General features: G+C 34.0%; 12 protein-coding genes. 5 read left to right on the top strand and 7 right to left on the bottom strand.

What is annotated here, in order from left to right:
• Positions 1 to 278: 278 nt before the first annotated feature.
• The 7 genes from ACEN36_RS12155 to ACEN36_RS12125 all read right to left on the bottom strand — a co-directional run bounded on the left by ACEN36_RS12155 (position 279) and on the right by ACEN36_RS12125 (position 11,610).
• Positions 279 to 2,033 (bottom strand): glycoside hydrolase family 35 protein, encoded by a 1,755-nt coding sequence (locus ACEN36_RS12155; RefSeq protein ID WP_407103257.1) that lies wholly within the window; start codon positions 2,031 to 2,033, stop codon positions 279 to 281.
• Positions 2,034 to 2,396: 363 nt separating this feature from the next.
• Positions 2,397 to 2,645, bottom strand: a complete 249-nt coding sequence (locus ACEN36_RS12150) for a hypothetical protein (protein ID WP_407103256.1) — start codon at positions 2,643 to 2,645, stop codon at positions 2,397 to 2,399.
• 361 nt (positions 2,646 to 3,006) lie between these two features.
• On the bottom strand, positions 3,007 to 5,232 hold the full coding sequence (locus ACEN36_RS12145; protein WP_407103255.1) for an alpha-galactosidase: 2,226 nt from the start codon (positions 5,230 to 5,232) through the stop codon (positions 3,007 to 3,009).
• Between the two features lie 71 nt (positions 5,233 to 5,303).
• Positions 5,304 to 6,134 carry a carbohydrate ABC transporter permease gene (locus ACEN36_RS12140; protein ID WP_407103253.1) on the bottom strand — a complete coding sequence of 277 codons (831 nt, stop codon included), beginning with the start codon at positions 6,132 to 6,134 and terminating at the stop codon, positions 5,304 to 5,306.
• Positions 6,121 to 7,044, bottom strand: a complete 924-nt coding sequence (locus ACEN36_RS12135) for a carbohydrate ABC transporter permease (protein WP_407103252.1) — start codon at positions 7,042 to 7,044, stop codon at positions 6,121 to 6,123. Before ACEN36_RS12135 ends, ACEN36_RS12140 begins: the two co-directional genes overlap by 14 nt.
• Before the next feature lie 98 nt (positions 7,045 to 7,142).
• The gene (locus ACEN36_RS12130) at positions 7,143 to 8,441 is read right to left on the bottom strand and encodes an ABC transporter substrate-binding protein (RefSeq protein ID WP_407103251.1); all 1,299 of its coding nucleotides are present in this window, start codon (positions 8,439 to 8,441) and stop codon (positions 7,143 to 7,145) included.
• Between the two features lie 46 nt (positions 8,442 to 8,487).
• Positions 8,488 to 11,610: a glycoside hydrolase family 2 TIM barrel-domain containing protein gene (locus ACEN36_RS12125; RefSeq protein ID WP_407103250.1), complete on the bottom strand. Its 3,123-nt coding sequence runs from the start codon at positions 11,608 to 11,610 to the stop codon at positions 8,488 to 8,490.
• 328 nt (positions 11,611 to 11,938) lie between these two features.
• Between ACEN36_RS12125 and ACEN36_RS12120 the strand changes: the two genes are divergently transcribed.
• From ACEN36_RS12120 to ACEN36_RS12100, 5 genes are read left to right on the top strand one after another with little or no spacing between them, the layout of a single operon-like run.
• On the top strand, positions 11,939 to 13,117 hold the full coding sequence (locus tag ACEN36_RS12120) for a galactokinase (protein WP_407103249.1): 1,179 nt from the start codon (positions 11,939 to 11,941) through the stop codon (positions 13,115 to 13,117).
• A complete protein-coding gene (gene galE, locus ACEN36_RS12115; RefSeq protein ID WP_407103248.1) occupies positions 13,114 to 14,112 on the top strand; it encodes a UDP-glucose 4-epimerase GalE in 999 nt (332 codons plus the stop codon). Before ACEN36_RS12120 ends, galE begins: the two co-directional genes overlap by 4 nt.
• 15 nt (positions 14,113 to 14,127) lie before the next feature.
• Entirely contained in the window at positions 14,128 to 15,648 is a 1,521-nt protein-coding gene (gene galT / locus ACEN36_RS12110) for a UDP-glucose--hexose-1-phosphate uridylyltransferase (RefSeq protein WP_407126764.1), read from the top strand.
• A complete protein-coding gene (locus ACEN36_RS12105) occupies positions 15,632 to 16,681 on the top strand; it encodes an aldose epimerase family protein (protein WP_407103246.1) in 1,050 nt (349 codons plus the stop codon). Before galT ends, ACEN36_RS12105 begins: the two co-directional genes overlap by 17 nt.
• Positions 16,682 to 16,716: 35 nt before the next feature.
• A complete protein-coding gene (locus ACEN36_RS12100) occupies positions 16,717 to 17,709 on the top strand; it encodes a LacI family DNA-binding transcriptional regulator (RefSeq protein ID WP_407126761.1) in 993 nt (330 codons plus the stop codon).
• The last annotated feature ends 655 nt before the right edge of the window (positions 17,710 to 18,364 follow it).

Raw genomic sequence — 18,364 nt, 5'->3', positions numbered from 1 at the left:
CGAAGCTGAACAAACAGCTTAAGACTAATTTTAACAAATTCGGTCACATTAATGCAAGCTTTTGCGAAGTAAAAGCTTGCATTAATGTGAGCCTTGGTTTTAGGACATTTTAACTTTCGCTTGACACCTCTTCTATTCTCCTGCATCTATCATGTATAGTGTGGAATGTAGTAACTCCTCAAAGTTAAAGTTAGTATCTCCACTCGTAGAATCAAGTTTTAAAATAGGAATATGCCCCCTTTACATCTAGTATCTTTTTAATGTTTGTAATTAAACCTCTAAGCTATAAAAGGCGGTTCATTAGTTAGGACAATATGTTCTTGCGCTTTACCTTCTGTTTCAAAAACAATAATTTCATTTGATCCAGCTTTCAATAGAGGAGCAGGAAGATACAACTTAGTTTGAGGACCAATTTCCCAAAACCGACCTAAATTAAACCCATTGACAAACACTACTCCCTTACCCCAACCAGTCATATCAATAAAAGTATCTCCCATTTCAGCTACCTCAACTTTAAATTGATAAAAGCTAGGGGTATTTGCTTTGTACTGAGTGTCAAAATCGATAGTATCAATATTATCCAATGGTAATGTATATTCATCCCATACACTTTGAAAAGCACCATTAACAATGACACCATCTTTGATTCCTTTTTGTTGATAGCCCATTTTTATAGAATAATTTACACGGCCTAGATTTTCTACTAATATATCCAATGTATTTTCATCATTATTCAATTCAAAAGATTCTTTATTCCCTAATTCTAAATCATATTGCGTGAATAAATGCTCCTGGTTTACATAAACTTGTGCGCGATCATTAGCGCCGACTAATCGGAAGTCTTCAATATTTCTCTTTTTCCCGATATTGCTTCGATAGAGTATATATCCGAAGTTTTGATCTAATTTTTCCATAGGAATGGTGTAATCCGTTCTTACCGGTTCAGCTAAGCTTTCCAATGTACTAAATAAAGAAGTTTTTTGTTGAACAGTCAATTTTCCATAATGTATCTTTTTAGCATTTTTAGGTATGGATGTCTCAGCTGCAGGTAAATGTTTTTTTATAACGGCCTGAAAAGCTTTGTATTTTTCAGTAACATCTCCCCACTCCGACAATGGAGCATCATAATCATATGAAGTGGTATCAGGAGTCAAACGATCATAGTAATTTGCACCGTTAGTAAAGCCAAAATTTGTTCCTCCATGAAACATGTAAAAATTAATATGACCGATAGATAATGCATCATCTAACTCTTTTGCAGCACTTTGAGTATCACGTGTATGATGTTCTGGATCTCCCCATGCATCAAACCATCCAATCCAATATTCCATCACCATTAATGGGCCTTTTCTCTTATTAAATTTCTGTAATGTCTGCAATTGGTTTTTCAAATCTGAGCCGCAGTTTACAGTTGGATGCGCATATTCTGGGATTGAACCATTTTCTAACATATCTCCCCATGGACCATCGCTTGTGACAAAAGGAACGGTGGCTCCATGTTTACGCATCATATGTGCCAGCTTTTCTAGATAGACTTTATCGTTACCATATCCACCATATTCATTTTCAACTTGCATCATGATAATTGGTCCGCCTTCATTTATTTGTAGCGGAATTATTTCTTTAAATAGTCGATCGAAATAACGATCTACTTTGTCTAAAAAAGGCTGATAATTACAACGAATTTTCATATCGTCATATTTCAACAGCCACCCTGGTAAGCCGCCATATTCCCACTCAGCACAGATATATGGCGAAGGACGTACAATTACCCATAATCCTACTTCTTGAGCAATTTCAATAAAGCGTTTAATATTTAACAACCCTTCGAATTTGAACGCTTCTTCGTGAGGTTCATGTAGATTCCATGGTACGTATGTTTCCACAGTATTACAGCCCATCGCTTTTAACTTTTCCAACCTATCTTCCCAGTATTCTGGAACAACTCGAAAATAATGAAGCGCTCCTGAAACTATTTTCACTTCTTTTCCATCTAAATAAAATTCATCTTTTATTTCAAATACTTTTGACATATCTCCACTCCTGTAACCGTTTTCTAAATCTTACTATTCATTCTTTCTTTTTACAAGCTTTACTTTAGTAAAGCCATTATTTCATGTACTTTCCTACACCCAAAGGGTGCAGGTTAATAAAACAAAAAAATGCGCCATAATAAGCTTTTCAGTACGATCTAGAAATATTATGGATTATTCAGGATATAATAACTTTCATACGTTGTTTTTTCTAATCTTCTGCTCATTTAATTAGCTATATCCTCTAATAATTTTATTAATTGCTGTTCAAGCACGCTATTTCTAGGATAACCTGTTTCTTCTGATAGTTCTTTAATCCTATCGGAACTTGATTTAGTCAGTTGTATCCCTTGTTGAACACGATTAATTCCCCTTACTAGCCCATTCAGTAGAAGGTGCACTATAGTCTAAGGTAAAAGCATAATTTAAAAGAGCGGTATTCGGAATTCTCGTTTTTTCTCTAAAAGACGCTAATTGATTTACTGCCACTTGTGACAAAGAAGTGGTTGAGACTACTTTGAAAACCGCTTTTTCTTCAATTTTCCAGTTAGTATGATTGACAACATAACTTAAATAAGCGGATGAATATTTTCTGACTGTTAAAAGATACATTTTTCTATTGTCATACTTCAAAAGGATAAAGTCACTCATCTCGACTTGCAATTGCTGATGACTTACCTCAATCTTGTCTAGTTCATTTTCTAGTTCTTCTTTCGATACCTCTTTAAATTGTGTTGCATAGAGGACTAAATGTAACAGTAGAGGTCTTAGATATCCCTAGATAATGACCACGGTTCTCTAGTTCTTGATAAATCTCATGAGTAATCAACAAACCAATTTTCAATAGTACACCTCTTTTCCAAATGATAGTAGTCTCATCATTATATTGAACCCCTACCCGAAAACTAAAACACTCTTTTTTTGAGTATCTAGTTTTCGGGTAGGGGTTCAATAAGCTCACCTCCTAGTTTTTTTATTCTTTATTCTTCTGCCAATCATTTATGTTATTTTTTTCAATAGAAAGATAACGAACGTAACTTGTATAGTCTCCATAAAGGTTCGTTGGTAAATACATACCACTTTTCATTAATTCATCTCCACCAATTGAAAGTTCCTCACCTTCAAAATAATAGTTCTCCTCAGAATCCAAACCACATAATTTCAATATTTTTAATGGTTCAGACGCTTGATTCAAAATTTTATAGTAAAATATAAGAGCCTCACTTTTATCTCTAGAAACAAACATCCAAGAACAATCATTTCCCTCAAAAGGACTTAAAATTCGATAAAAGTCTCCAAATTGAATAAGGGTACGATGTTTTTTATAAAAATCCACTTGTTCAGCAATCAGTTTTTTTTCATCTTCTTGAATATTCAGTATATTCAGTTCATAACCTAAATTTCCAGCCATAGCAGTAGTCCCCCTCATTTCTAAAGAAGTCTCTCTTCCGACTTGGTGATTTGGAGAGGAAGATACATGTGCTCCCATTGTAACGATTGGATAAACTAAACTTGTTCCATATTGAATGCTAAGTCTGGAAACAGGGTCTGTATTATCGCTGGTCCATGTCTGTGGCATATAATAGAGCATACCAGGATCAAATCTTCCTCCTCCTCCTGAACACCCTTCAAATAGAACATCAGGAAATTTTGTGACAAGTCTATCTAATAAGTCATACAATCCTAATATATATCTATGATAAACTTCTCCTTGTTGTTCGTTTGTATATTGTATAGAAAAAGCTTCTGTTATATGTCTATTCATATCCCATTTCACATAATTTACTTGCGCCTCATTAAACACATCAGTTAATACTTCTTCAATATGATCCCGAACCTCGCTACGACTAAAATCCAGAACATATTGTCCTCTTCCTAATGACTTTCCTCGTCCTTCTACTTGTAAACACCAGTCAGGATGTTGCCGGTATAGATCACTTTTTTTTGAAATCATTTCTGGCTCCACCCAAATACCAAATTGCATATTTTTAGATTTTACTTTTTCTGAAAAGGCACGTATTCCATTTGGGAATTTTTTTTTGTTAACAATCCAATCTCCTAAAGACTCTGTATCTGAATTTCTAGTCCCAAACCATCCATCATCTAAAACAAACAATTCAATACCTAGTGTGCTCGCTTCATCCACAATTTGCACCAATGAATTCTCGTCATAATCAAAGTAGGTTGCTTCCCAATTATTAATTAATACAGGCCGTTCTAAATTTTGGTGTTTACCTCTCAACAAATGATTGCGATAAAAAGAATGATATTGCTGTGACATCCCAGTTAAACCATCTTCAGAATACACCATTACTACTTCTGGTGTCTGAAAAGAATCTTCTGCAGCTAAATTCCATGTAAATTGGAAAGGATTAATTCCAAAGTTAAGACGAAGTTGATTATAAGAGTCTGCTTGTATTTGAGCAGAGAAGTTTCCACTGTAAACTAAGCTAAATCCATAAATCTCCCCATGATTTTCATTAGTATCGGAATCTACAATTGCAAAAAAAGGATTTTGTTGGTGGCTACTTGCTCCTCTCTTACTATCGAGTACTTTTGTGCCTATATGAATGGTTTCTCTAGTTATTTGAGTTTCTCTAGCCCAAGATCCATTCAAATGTATTAATTCATACTTAGAATTAGGCAAATCTAAGCTCATACTCATCATTTTCTCTATTTTTATTTTATCTAAACTATGATTAATAACTTTAGCAGATTTTACAAGAACAGCATATTTTTCAAATGTTGTATAACTTAATACAATTTCTAACTGAGCTAACGCATCTTCTATCACAATTTCTAATGTTTCACATTCTTCTTTGTTGCCATTAGTTTGTGGTAGACCTTCTATTTGCTTTTTCCCATAGGTAATAGTATGAGATTTATAACGGAAATCACTAATAAATGAACCATTTTTTAATCTGAACACAAATGCTGGTTCTCTAAAATCTCCACTTCCAAAACTTGAATATTCCTGTGGAAGAGTATCTAGGGAATAAAGACGATCTTCAGAACCATGCATATTAGGAGAAAAAGAACGGTCAATCCGAGGATAATCTCTAATATAAGAAAGATTTCGAATTCTAGCTCCATAGTAATTAGTTGATAAAACATCATTTTCTTCTATTGTCATAACATAACTATAAAATTTATTTTGAATATGGAACATTCGACGCTCCTGATTAAATGTAATTGTCATATTTCACCTCTATACGATTAAATAATTAAATGAAAAATTGGTATTATATATTTTTTTCTATTTATTAAAATCTATTTAACTGAACCAAGCATACCTGCAACAAAATGCTTTTGTAAAAAGAAGAAAATAGCCGCTGTAGGTATTGTGGCTATGATAATTGCAAGCATGATAACACCATAGTCTGGTGAATAACTTGATCCTAAATTGGAAATTAATAATGGAATAGTTTGATTTTCAGGAGATTGTAATACTACTAAAGGCCACAAATAATTATTCCAACTATTCATGAAAGTTATTATTCCAGCTGCAGCAAAAGTAGTCTTCATAGTTGGTACATATATTCTAAAGAAACATCCCAATTCAGATAATCCATCTATTCTACCCGCTTCAAGTAACTCTTTTGGAAACATCTTTGTGTTTTGTCGGAAAAAGAAAATCAAAAAGGCTGTTGTTAGATAAGGCAAGTACGCTGAAGCCAATGTATCTATCCCAATAGATGGTAAGTACTGAGAAATAGTACCAAACATTTGAAAGAGAGGGATCATTATTGCTGCGAAAGGAATCATCATTGATAATAATAATATTTTAAACACAATTTCCTTTCCTTTACTTTTGTGAATCTCAAATCCATACCCTGCCAACGAGGCAATAAGAATAGATATAAATGTTTGAGCAATCGATATGATTGTTGAGTTTTTTAATGCTGATCCTAAGTTAACTGTGCTAATTAAGTTTTTAAAATTTTCAATTAAATTAGTACCAGGAACTAAACTTCCACTCGTTACATCTATAGAAGTATTAGTAGCACTGATTATAAGAAAATAAAAAGGAAAGGCGAAAATGATACTGACAATAATTAAAAACACATATATGCCAATTTTACTTAGTTTAGTCACGGTCATTACCTCCTACTTTAAATTGAATAATCGAGAATATAATCACTAAGATTACAATCGCATAAGAAACTGCTGCTGCGTATCCAAAATCAGGAGTATATTCAAAGGAAAGATTGTAGATATATTGTGATATGGTCGTCGTAGCATTTCCTGGACCTCCTCTTGTAATATTCATAGGTTCATCAAATAATTGTAATGTACCAATAGTTGAGGTTACTGAAGTAAATAAAATAACTGGTTTTAATAAAGGTACAGTAATTTTGAAAAATTGTTCTCTATTTGAAGCACCATCAATCCTAGCCGCTTCATAAATTTCTGGGCTAATATTTTGGATAGCTGATAAAAAGAAAATCATATTATATCCAGTCCAACGCCATGTTATTGCCACAATGATAAGAACTTTTGCCCAAAATGGGTCAGATAACCAAAGGACAGGGTTATCAATAAGTGATAAATTCATCAAGATTTTATTTACAATTCCATTATTGCTGAATAGATATTTGAAAACAATGGAATAAGCTACCAGTGACGTTACTGATGGAAGAAATACTATTGTTCTAAATATTCCTTTCCACTTTAATGTTTTATTATTTAACAGTGTTGAAAAGAAAATGGCTAACAGAACCATTACAGGTACTTGAAATACTAAAAATAAAAGAGTGTTTTTTGTAGCTGTCAGGAAAGTCGGATCTTGTAATAGTCGTTTATAATTGGCTAAACCAACAAACTCTAAATTTGCACCTGTACCGGATTGGAAAGATAGTAAAAACGATTGAATCATTGGGTAAAAATAGAATAGTCCTATTGATCCTACTGATACGATGACAAATGCCCAACCAGTTATATCTCTTTTAATTTTTAGTTTACTTCTTTTTACTTTTTTCTTTTTTTCTAATGATGATAATTCACTCGCCATTATATTTTCTCCTCTCAAAAGAAAAATCCTAGAAACTTCCTCAAATGATTAAGATCTTAATCAAAGAAATAAATTTCTAGGATATTCGCTCCTATTTGCTATTGAATTTGTGATTCTGCTTGAGCTTGAGCATTATCTAAAATTTGATCTAAATCTCCACCATTTAAATATTCTTGCATAGCTACAACCAAAATATCTTCAATAGCATAAGTGTTTTGTCCAAAATTAACTTCAGGGATTTCTCCTACCCATTCAGAAAAATCTGCATATACCTTTTGGTTTCCAAAGAATTCATCTTCTACTTGGTAAGATTCTCCTGATGTTGCAGGTTCATACGTTCCAATAGCACCAATTTCTGATACTAAATCTTGATATAAGTCAACGTCAGAGCCAAAAGTATCAACTAAAAATTGAGCAGCATCTTCTTTTCCATCAATATTTAATACATACCAAGATGAACCACCTAAGTTAGATGCATTTACTGAACTATCAATGTCTTGTCTAGGATACGGCACTACTTTCCAATTCCCTGATTGGTCTACAGCTGCTTTAATTGAAGGTGTAATCCAGTTACCTGTTGGGACGGTTGCAATATTCCCACCATTGAATTGTTCTAAAAACTGACTCCAGTCATTATGAACATTCATCATACCACCATCAAACATTTCTTTGTAATTTTCAAATGCAACTTTTAAAGGTTCATTTCCTGCTATAAATGGTGTACTTCCGTCTTCTTCCGTATACCATGTACTGCTTGATTGAATCATGGTTCTGATGATCCCTAAATCATTGTGATCATTAGTTAACATTTTAGTACCAGTTTCCTCTTCTACTTTTTTACCCATTTCAATGTATTGATCCCATGTAATATCTGTAAAATCATCAACCGTATAGCCAGCTTCTTCTAAAATATCTGTACGTACATATAAACCAGTCACTCCTGAATCAAAAGGTACAGAATATACTTCTTCTCCAACAGTCCCAGCAGAAACTTTATAGTCTGCAAAATCATCTGTATTCAGTAAATCTGTTACTGGATAAAAAGACTCGGGATAAGCTTCTAAGAAACTTTGAGCACGATAGTCTTCAATTAATACAATGTTTGGCATACCTTTTGTTGTTCCTGAACTCAAACTGGTATTTAACTTTTGAATGATATCATTTTGTGCATTTTCAATAATATTGAGGTTAAAATTTGGATTACTTTCTATATAATGTTCATTAGCTATTTCCAATGCTTTTATGTTAAAAGCGGGATCCCAAGTCCACGCTGTAATTTCACCTGTATCACTTGTGCTGCCCTCATTTGAGTTTTCAGAACCTTCTGATTCTCCACTAGAACAACCAACTAACAATACTGAAGCTGCTAAAGCTAACCACGGTTTAACATTTTTCACTATAAAAACCTCCTATTTTTTGATATTACATTACCTGTTATAATAATTAAATATATTTATTTATTATGTGAGGGCTCCATTCATTTTTTGAATAGCCTAACATTTTAAACGAAAATTCAAAATCTTCATTTTTCAATTCATATTTTTCTAGTACTCCAGGACCACAACTTGCGGAACCAATCCCATTTAGTTCATAATCTAAATTCAATTCAATAAAATCTGATTTTTCTAATTCGTAAGTATGATTAGCACTGTCTAAGTTATCAGTCGTATATTCACGAGCACTAAAATTAAAATCTGCTCCTTTTACAAAGAGTCCTAGTCCATCATCTTTGTTTATTGACATCCATTTGACATCAGTTCTATTTCCATTTTCTTGTGGGACTACATAGTTTGTAAATAGTTTATCAACAGTAGTAGTCCAAACACCAAATCGATTAGCTAATTTAGTATCTGAATATGATTCTCCTGGACCTCTCCCATACCAAGTAATGTTGTAGAGAGACTTATCTATCTGCATTTGTAATCCTATTTTAGGTAAATTTCTAGCTCCTTTCCCAACTTTTTTTCCTTTTATATTGACACTGACTATTCCAGTAGAAAGTATGATATATTCAACTGACGTCTCAAATCCCCATGTCAAAACAGGTGGGGCGTATTTTGACTCTACTTTGATATGGATTTCATGTTCTCTTTCTTCATACATAAAAGATTTGATTCTTCTTTGCATTTGGTCCAGTCCATTTGTTCGCCAATCAACCGCTACTGATTCTGCTTCGAATTCTGCAATACCTAACTTGTCATTATCTGTTAAAGCTCGCCAAAAATTTAATTCGGGACTTCTTTCTAATATATTTATTCCATTCACTTTCCAAGAATTGATATCCCCAGAAAGCGTATTGAAAGTAATATCAAAATTATTTCCATGGACTTCTAATTTGTTGTTTTTCTCAACTATATCTAACTCTATACAATCATTATTATTTATTTTAAACGGACTTGTTTCTTTAGCAGGCATTACAAATTGTTCCCAAGCAATTTCATGTCCAGCTGAAGCCCACTTGGTATCGTATTTTTGTAAAAATTTTATGTTTAATATAGCTTCAGAATAATTAATCTCTTTATTTTCTAAAGTTATAGGAATCGGAAGAACCTCAGTTTTACTTGCCTGTATATGAGCTACATCTAAAGAACCGCTTTCAATAATACGATCATCTATATTCAATTCCCATATTGCAGATATATGTTCTAAATCGATAAAGTCATATCGATTTTCAATTTTAACGATTTTTTCTTTAGCCTTGAATTCAGTAACCACAATTGGCTCAATGACTTTTTTGTATTCTATTAACGCCGGCGAGGGGGTTCTATCAGGCATGACCATTCCGTCAATTACAAAATTAGAATCATGCGGTGTATCACCAAAGTCTCCTCCGTATCCAAAATATTCCTCACCTTCATCAGTGTATGTGCGAATTCCATGGTCCATCCATTCCCAAACAAAGCCGCCCTGAAGACGCTTGTATTTGTAAAAGACATCAAAATAGTCTTTAAATCCTCCAGGTCCATTTCCCATTGCATGACCAAATTCACATAAAATATGAGGCTGTTTTAAGTCATCCCTTTTCCCTAGATCTTCCATTAATTCAACTGAACTGTACATTGTTGAAAACATGTCCGCAGCTTTATTTTCTTCATTTGGATCATTGTTTGTTCGTTCTAAAATATCTCTTGTTTCACCCTCATAATGAATAAGCCGTGTATCGTCTCTTTGTTTAGCCCAATTTGACATAGCAAAATGATTTTTCCCAAAACCTGATTCATTACCTAAAGACCATATGATAACTGAAGGATGGTTTTTGTCCCTTTCCACCATTCTAACCATTCTATCAACATAAGCATCTTCCCAATCAGAATCGTCACTCAGTCTGCTCCATTCTTGAATCAAATCGAACCCATGTGTTTCAATATCTGCTTCATCAATTACATAAAGTCCATATTCATCACAAAGTGAGTAGAATCTTGGATCATCAGGATAATGTGACGTTCTCACTGCATTGATATTGTTTTTTTTCATTAATTTTATATCTTCTTCCATCCAATCTAACGAAATAGCTCTACCATAGTCAGGATGAGTTTCATGTCTGTTCACGCCTTTGAACATTATATCTTTTCCATTTATTAAGATTAATCCACTTTTTAATTCAACGCTTCTAAAACCAATTTTTTGTGGGATTACTTCAATAACTTGATCTTTCTCTTTTAAAGTAATAAGTAAATGATAAAGGTAAGGTGATTCTGCAGACCATTTTTCCGGATTTATTACTTTATTGGTTATTTTTATATTATTATCTTTAATAGCTACAGAATCTCGTATTATTTCATTAAAATTTTCATCTAATAGTTTATATTCTATTTTGTAATCGGGTACATTAATATATTTACCTTCTATTTTTATTTCGATGTCTAACATCGCATCTGTATATTCACTATCTAATATAGTTTTTACAAATAAATCTTGAACATGAATATCTGGTTTTGTATAGATATATACGTCTCTAAAAATACCACTTAACCACCACATATCTTGGTCTTCTAAGTAACTTGTTGCAGACCATTTATACACTTTTACTGATATTGAGTTTTTACCTTCTTTGATATATTGAGTAATATCAAATTCTGAGGCTTCTCTACTGCCAGTACTATAGCCTACAAAAAATCCATTAATCCAAATATGAAACGAACTATCTACTCCTTCAAAACGTAAGTGCGTCTTATCAACTACTTGTGAAGGTGCTAAATAAAAATCTCTACGGTAATGTCCTGTAGGGTTTTCAGTTGGAATGTACGGAGGTTCCACAGGAAAAGGATATTGAACATTAGTGTAATGTGGATTACCATAACCATTTAACTCCCAATGTGAAGGTACAGATAATTCCTTCCAATTTGAAGCATCATAATCTTCTTTATAAAATTCTTCAGTAAATTCATCAGGAGAACTAGCATACAAAAATTTCCAATTTCCATTTAATAATTGAAAACCCTGTGCCATTTTCCTTTCATATGTTAGTGCTTCAACCTCATTTTTATAAGTCATAAAATAGGAGTGCGATAACGATCTATTTCTGTGAAGTATTTCTTGATTTTGATAATCTTGCGCGTAATTCATAGTATCCTCCATTCTTAATTAAATTTATTTTTTGCTAAACGAAATATTTTATATTTTAGTAAAACAATTACTAATGTTAGTTTAATATTATTTTATTTAATAGTCAACCATTAAATAAAGCGCTGTCATTTTTTTAAACTATTATTCAACCTGAAACACCTCAAAAATTGATAGTGTCGTGCTTATTTCAATCACATATTCTAATTAATAATTCAAAAAAAACATTTAAAATACCAACATTCAAATTCTTTTACTAAATTTTACTTGATTTGTTTTATTAACAATTATAAAATACAACCGAGATTGACTAATAGGGAGGATATTAATAATGAAATTAATTGGGATAAAAAAAAAATTTACCGAGCTTTTCAAACGAACGGATATGAAAGCGTTTTTCTCTCCAGGGAGAATCAATTTAATAGGAGAGCACACTGATTACAATGGTGGGAATGTTTTCCCTTGCGCAATTACTTTAGGGACATACGGTTTAGCAGCAAAAAGAGAAGATCAGATCATCAACTTTTATTCTGAAAACTTTGCTGAATTAGGTGTGATCACGATTGATTTAGGAAACTTAGAATACAATCCAGCAGATAAATGGACAAATTATCCTAAAGGAATGATTAAATTCTTAAAAGAGTCAGGTTATGCGATCAATCAAGGATTGGACATCCTTTATTACGGCAATATTCCAAACGGAGCTGGTCTTTCCTCTTCTGCTTCGATTGAATTACTGACAGGATTTATAGTACAAACGCTATTTGATTTAGATATTGATCGATTAGAGTTGATTAAAACTGGGCAACGAGTGGAAAATGAGTTTATTGGGGTCAATTCAGGTCTTATGGATCAATTTGCAGTAGGTAAAGGTGAGAAAGACACAGCTATTCTACTAAACTGCAACACTTTAGACTATGAATTGATTCCAGTAGTATTAGAAAATCATTCAATTGTTATCATGAACACTAAAAAAAGGCGTGAATTAGCTGATTCAAAATACAATGAACGACGCAGTGAATGCGATCAAGCACTAGCAGAATTGCAAAAAGTTCTTACTGTTTCTTCATTAGGAGCGTTGGATGAAGAAACATTTGTTGATCATCAATCTATTCTTTCAAATGAAACCATTCTAAAAAGAGCACGACATGCCGTAACTGAGAACCAAAGGACACTTAAGGCAGCCGTAGCTTTAAAGGCTGGAAATCTGAAAGAGTTTGGGCAATTAATGAACGAATCACATATTTCTTTGAGAGATGATTATGAAGTGACTGGACCAGAATTGGACGCAATAGTCCAAGCTGCCTGGGATCAACCTGGGGTTTTAGGTGCACGAATGACGGGTGCAGGATTTGGCGGATGTGCCATCGCAATCGTTGAAAATGATAAGATAGATGATTTTATTGACCAAGTTGGAAAACAATATCTAGATCAAATTGGCTACCCTGGCGAGTTTTATATCGCTCAAATTAGTGATGGTCCTAAATTACTTGAGGAGGAATCAGTATGACAGTCTTAGTATTAGGAGGAGCTGGCTATATCGGTTCTCATGCCGTTGATCAATTAATTGAACAACAGTATGACGTAGCAGTAGTCGACAATTTACAAACTGGACATCGAGATGCGATTCATAAGAAAGCCCGATTTTACCAAGGAGACATTCGTGACAAATCCTTTATGGAATCTATTTTTGAAAAAGAATCGATTGAAGGAGTTATTCACTTTGCAGCGAATTCTTTAGTAGGAGAATCAATGCAGCAACCTCTACAATACTTTAATAATAATGTTTATGGTACTCAAGTAACTTTAGAAACCATGCAGAAATTCGCTGTTAACTCAATTGTCTTCTCTTCTTCAGCTGCTACTTACGGTGAGCCAAAAGAGGTCCCAATTAAGGAAACTGCAGATACAAATCCTGAAAGTCCATATGGAGAAACGAAGTTGATGATGGAAAAGATATTGAAATGGTGTGACAAAGCTTACGATATGAAATTTGTTGCTTTACGGTATTTTAATGTAGCTGGAGCAAAATTAGATGGCAGCATCGGTGAAGATCATTCACCTGAGTCACATTTAGTTCCTCTTATTTTACAAACGGCTTTAGGACAAAGAAATGAATTAACCATTTTCGGAGACGATTATGCTACACCAGACGGTACTTGTATCCGCGATTACGTTCATGTCGTCGATTTAGTAGAAGCTCATATTCTAGCGTTGGAATATTTAAAGTCAGAAAAACAAAGTAATATATTTAATTTAGGCAGCAATACCGGTTTTTCGGTAAAAGAAATACTAAACACAGCACGTGAAGTTACTGGAAGAGCGATTCCTGCAAAAGTAGCTGCGCGTCGAGCTGGAGACCCTAGCACATTGATTGCTTCAAGTGAAAAAGCAAAAACTATTTTAGGCTGGAAGCCTCAATATATGGACATAAATGATATCATAGCATCAGCTTGGAATTGGCATAAAAACTCTCCTCATGGATATACAGACAAACAAAATTAGAAAGGATGAATGTATATGATCGATCAGTCAGTAATCGATTTCATTCAAATAGGTTATCAAAATCAAGAAATTCATCCGTTAGATGTTCTTCTTAAACAAAATCAATTGCTCGCCTTGATCGGAAAACAAGCTTTAGATTCAGAAATAAAAGCTTCTATGCCATTACCAAATCGTTTAGAAACAATGGACTCTTTAGTCGATTACGCTGTTCAAGAAAAAACAATTGGAAATAATGAAGCTGAAAGAGATATTCTATCAGCAAAGATAATGAATCTTATCACTCCCCTACCCTCTGAGATAAATCGAAAATTTTGGGAGCTTTATCAAGAAAGTCCTATAGCTGCTACGACTTATTTTTACCATCTTAGTCAAGAGAATGATTACATTAAGACAAGGGCAATTGAGAAGAATATCAAATTTATCAAATCTACTGTTTTTGGTGATTTAGAGATCACGATCAATTTATCTAAGCCAGAAAAAGATCCTAAGCAGATTGCTTTAGCTAAAACAGCTCCTGCCTCCTTTGGATACCCTACTTGTCTTTTATGTATGGAAAATGAAGGTTACGAAGGACATCTAAATCATCCTGCCAGAAGTAACCATCGCATCATCCGTTTACCTTTAACTAATGAGAACTGGGGTCTACAGTATTCCCCTTACGCTTATTATGAAGAGCATTGTATTTTTTTATCACAAGAGCATAAACCTATGAAGTTAGAAAAAGCTACTTTCACGAAACTTTTGAGTATAGTTGAACAATTTCCGCATTATTTTGTTGGATCTAATGCTGATTTGCCAATAGTAGGAGGTTCAATCCTGTCTCATGACCATTACCAAGGAGGCCGACACACTTTTGCTATGGCAGAAGCATCTATAGATTTTCCCTTTACGTTAACAGATTATCCTTCTATAGAAGCCGGTCTTGTCAAGTGGCCAATGTCCGTCATCCGTCTAAGAAGTTCTGATCAAAATAAGTTAGTTGAAGCAGCAACTCTTATTTTAGATCAGTGGCGTCTCTATTCAGATGAATCAGCAGCTATTTTTGCTGAAACAAATGGAGAACTTCACAACACGATTACACCTATTGCTCGGTATAAAAAGGGTAAGTATGAATTAGACCTAGTATTACGCAATAATCGTACCACGCAACAGTACCCTGACGGGATTTTCCACCCTCATCAGGATGTTCAGCACATAAAAAAGGAAAACATTGGTCTTATAGAAGTAATGGGCTTAGCTATCTTGCCACCAAGACTAAAAAAAGAACTTACTGAGGTTGAACAGTACTTACTAGATGAACCTCATCAACTAGATACTGCTCATCAAGAATGGGCAGATGAATTAAAAAGAACAAAAAAAATTACAAAAGAAACGGTTGGAACAATCATTGAAGATGCCGTTGGATCTGTTTTTCTGAGAGTACTAGAAGACGCTGGGGTATATAAACAAACTATTGAAGGAAAAGCTGCTTTCAAACGATTTATAAATAGTTTTACTCATTCAAAAGGAGGAGAAAGGATTGAAAATTTCAATTAAATATTTTGGAGAACTGTCAGGACAGATAATTCAGGAATATACTTTGACGAATCGTCAAGGTATCTCCTTATCCGCTATGACTTATGGTGCGGCAGTAACCGCTATTCGAGTACCCGATAAAAATGGACTTTCACAGAATATTGTACTCGGCTATGATATGGTAGATGAATACGTATCTCATCGTCCTTTTTACGGTGCAACAGTTGGAAGAGTTGCCGGAAGGATTGATAAAGGTAAGTTTACATTGGAAGGAAAAAACTACCAACTCGAAACAAATGAAAAAGGCAATCATTTGCATGGCGGAGAAAATAGTTTGGATACAAAAATTTGGACAGTAAAAACTAATTCCACTGAAAATGAAGCTCAATTGATTTTCTCATACAAGAGTCTCAACAATGAAAATGGTTATCCTGGCAACTTAACAATACAAGTAACGTATACATTGACGGAATCAAACGATTGGAAAATCAATTATCACGCCACAACTGATAAAGTAACCTTGTTTAATCCGACTAATCACGTCTACTTTAATTTGACTGGCGATCCAACACACACAATCAAGCAACATCAATTAACCTTAACGAGTAATCTGTTCGCTGAACTTAGAGAGGATTCTATTCCGACCGGAAACTTATTACCTGTAAATGAAACACCGTTCGATTTCACAACAGCAGACAAAATAAATAAAGGGTTTGAGAGTTCACATCCTCAAAATAAATTAGTATCTGGGTATGATCATCCATTTGTTCTTGAGCACCTGTCCCAAAAACCGGAAGCTCTTTTATATGACCCAATTAGTGGCAGACGCGTACAGATGTTTACAGATCAAGATGCCGTTGTCATTTATGCTACGGACTCATTAGATGGAAAACATACAAAAGAAGGAACATTAATTGAACATTATGCAGGGATAACGTTGGAAACTCAAAAATTACCGGATGCGATCAACCAAGAAAATTTCGGAAATATCATACTTCAACCAAATGACATTTTCCAAGCTGAAACAACTTACCGCTTCGATACAATGCTATAATAAATAAATGGAATGGAAAAGAAAGTGGTGAGAACATGGCAACAATTAAAGATATTGCCGAACAAGCAGGCGTTTCAAGCGCAACCGTATCTCGTGTACTCAATTATGACGAAACATTATCAGTAGGCGATGAAACAAAAAAGCGAGTGTTTGAAGTTGCTGAAGCGCTGGAATACAAGAAATACCAAAAGAAAAAAGCAAACAAACAAGGTAAATTAGCCATCGTTCAATGGTACACAGAAAAAGAGGAACTAGATGACCTCTATTACTTGTCTATCCGCTTAGGTGTAGAAAAAAGAGCAGAAGAGATGAACTATGAAGTTGTCCGTATTTTTCAAAATACAGATTTTGAAATGGATTCATCTATCGAAGGTATCATAGCAATTGGAAAATTTAGCGATTCTCAAGTAAATAAACTCACTTCATGGACAGAAAATATTTGCTTTGTTGATTTTGATCAACTCCATCTTAAATTAGATTCGGTTGTCATCGATTTCGAACAAGCAGTAAATTCTGTTATGAATTACTTTTGTACCAACGGTTACCAAAATATTGGTTTGATCGCTGGACAAGAAAATTTTGGCGATAGATCTAAACCGATTATTGATAAACGAACGACGATTTTTGAGAATTACATGAAACAAGCTGGAATATACAAGGAAAGCCATGTGTTCACAGGTTCTTTTAATGTCGCATCCGGTCAAGAGCTGATGAAAAAAGCCATTGAAACCTTAAAAGACGATTTACCAGATGCCTTTTTCATTTCGAATGACTCCATGGCAATCGGTTGTTTGAGGGCTTTACAAGAAGTAGGCATCTCAGTTCCAGAACGAGTTAGTCTGATAGGGTTCAATGATATAAGCGTAGCTAAATACATCTACCCCACTTTAAGTACAGTAAAAGTCTATACCGAATTAATGGGCGAAACCGGTTTTGACCTATGGTTAGACAAGTTGACTACCGAAAGAACGGTCGCAAAAAAAGTAACCTTATCGACAGATTTAATTCTACGCGAAAGCACTAGATAATATTCTATAATCCTTTACAAGAGATCATTTTGTATAAATAAATCGTCCTTCTGCAAAATAATTAGTTACTTAGTAAAAATTGAAACTAATGTATCGGTTACTTGTTGGAAACCTTTATAGCTTCTGTTGGCATGAGGACAAATTTTAGGTCAGCGCAGGTGTAGAGTTCAGATCAATACCGATACAAATGGTCTTTATCTCACTTGTGGGGGGAACATTCCGGTACTCACAAGTCAAGAAAGGAAGAGTTACCTGACTTACCGCAATGGTTTTGAGATTCATAAGTAAAGTAATGGCTTTCCTCGTAAGTATGAGGCGAAGTTAGGGCAAAAGCATAATTGACAAAAAAGCAGTCCTCCTTACTTTAACTTAAATAGACAGATAGAAAAATACACTCCCACTACTGAACAAAACAGTTCATAGTTTTGGGAGTGTTAAATTTTCGGTTTAATTAATGTCTACTGAATAATAAACTATGCTTATTCTGCTGCCTTTTACAACTAATGATTGATATAATAGATGCAAGGGTTTTTATAGGATGTTAAACAAAACCTTGCACTTTTACTGAAATGAGGACAGAAACATGTATAAATCACAACCGTATTCACAAATCGCTTTCGAAGACTTCAACCAACCAATGGGACTAAAAATGAAC

The organism is Desemzia sp. FAM 23989 (genome assembly GCF_045528345.1).
Lineage (GTDB): Bacteria > Bacillota > Bacilli > Lactobacillales > Carnobacteriaceae > Desemzia.
This window is presented reverse-complemented; position numbering and strand designations above follow the sequence as displayed.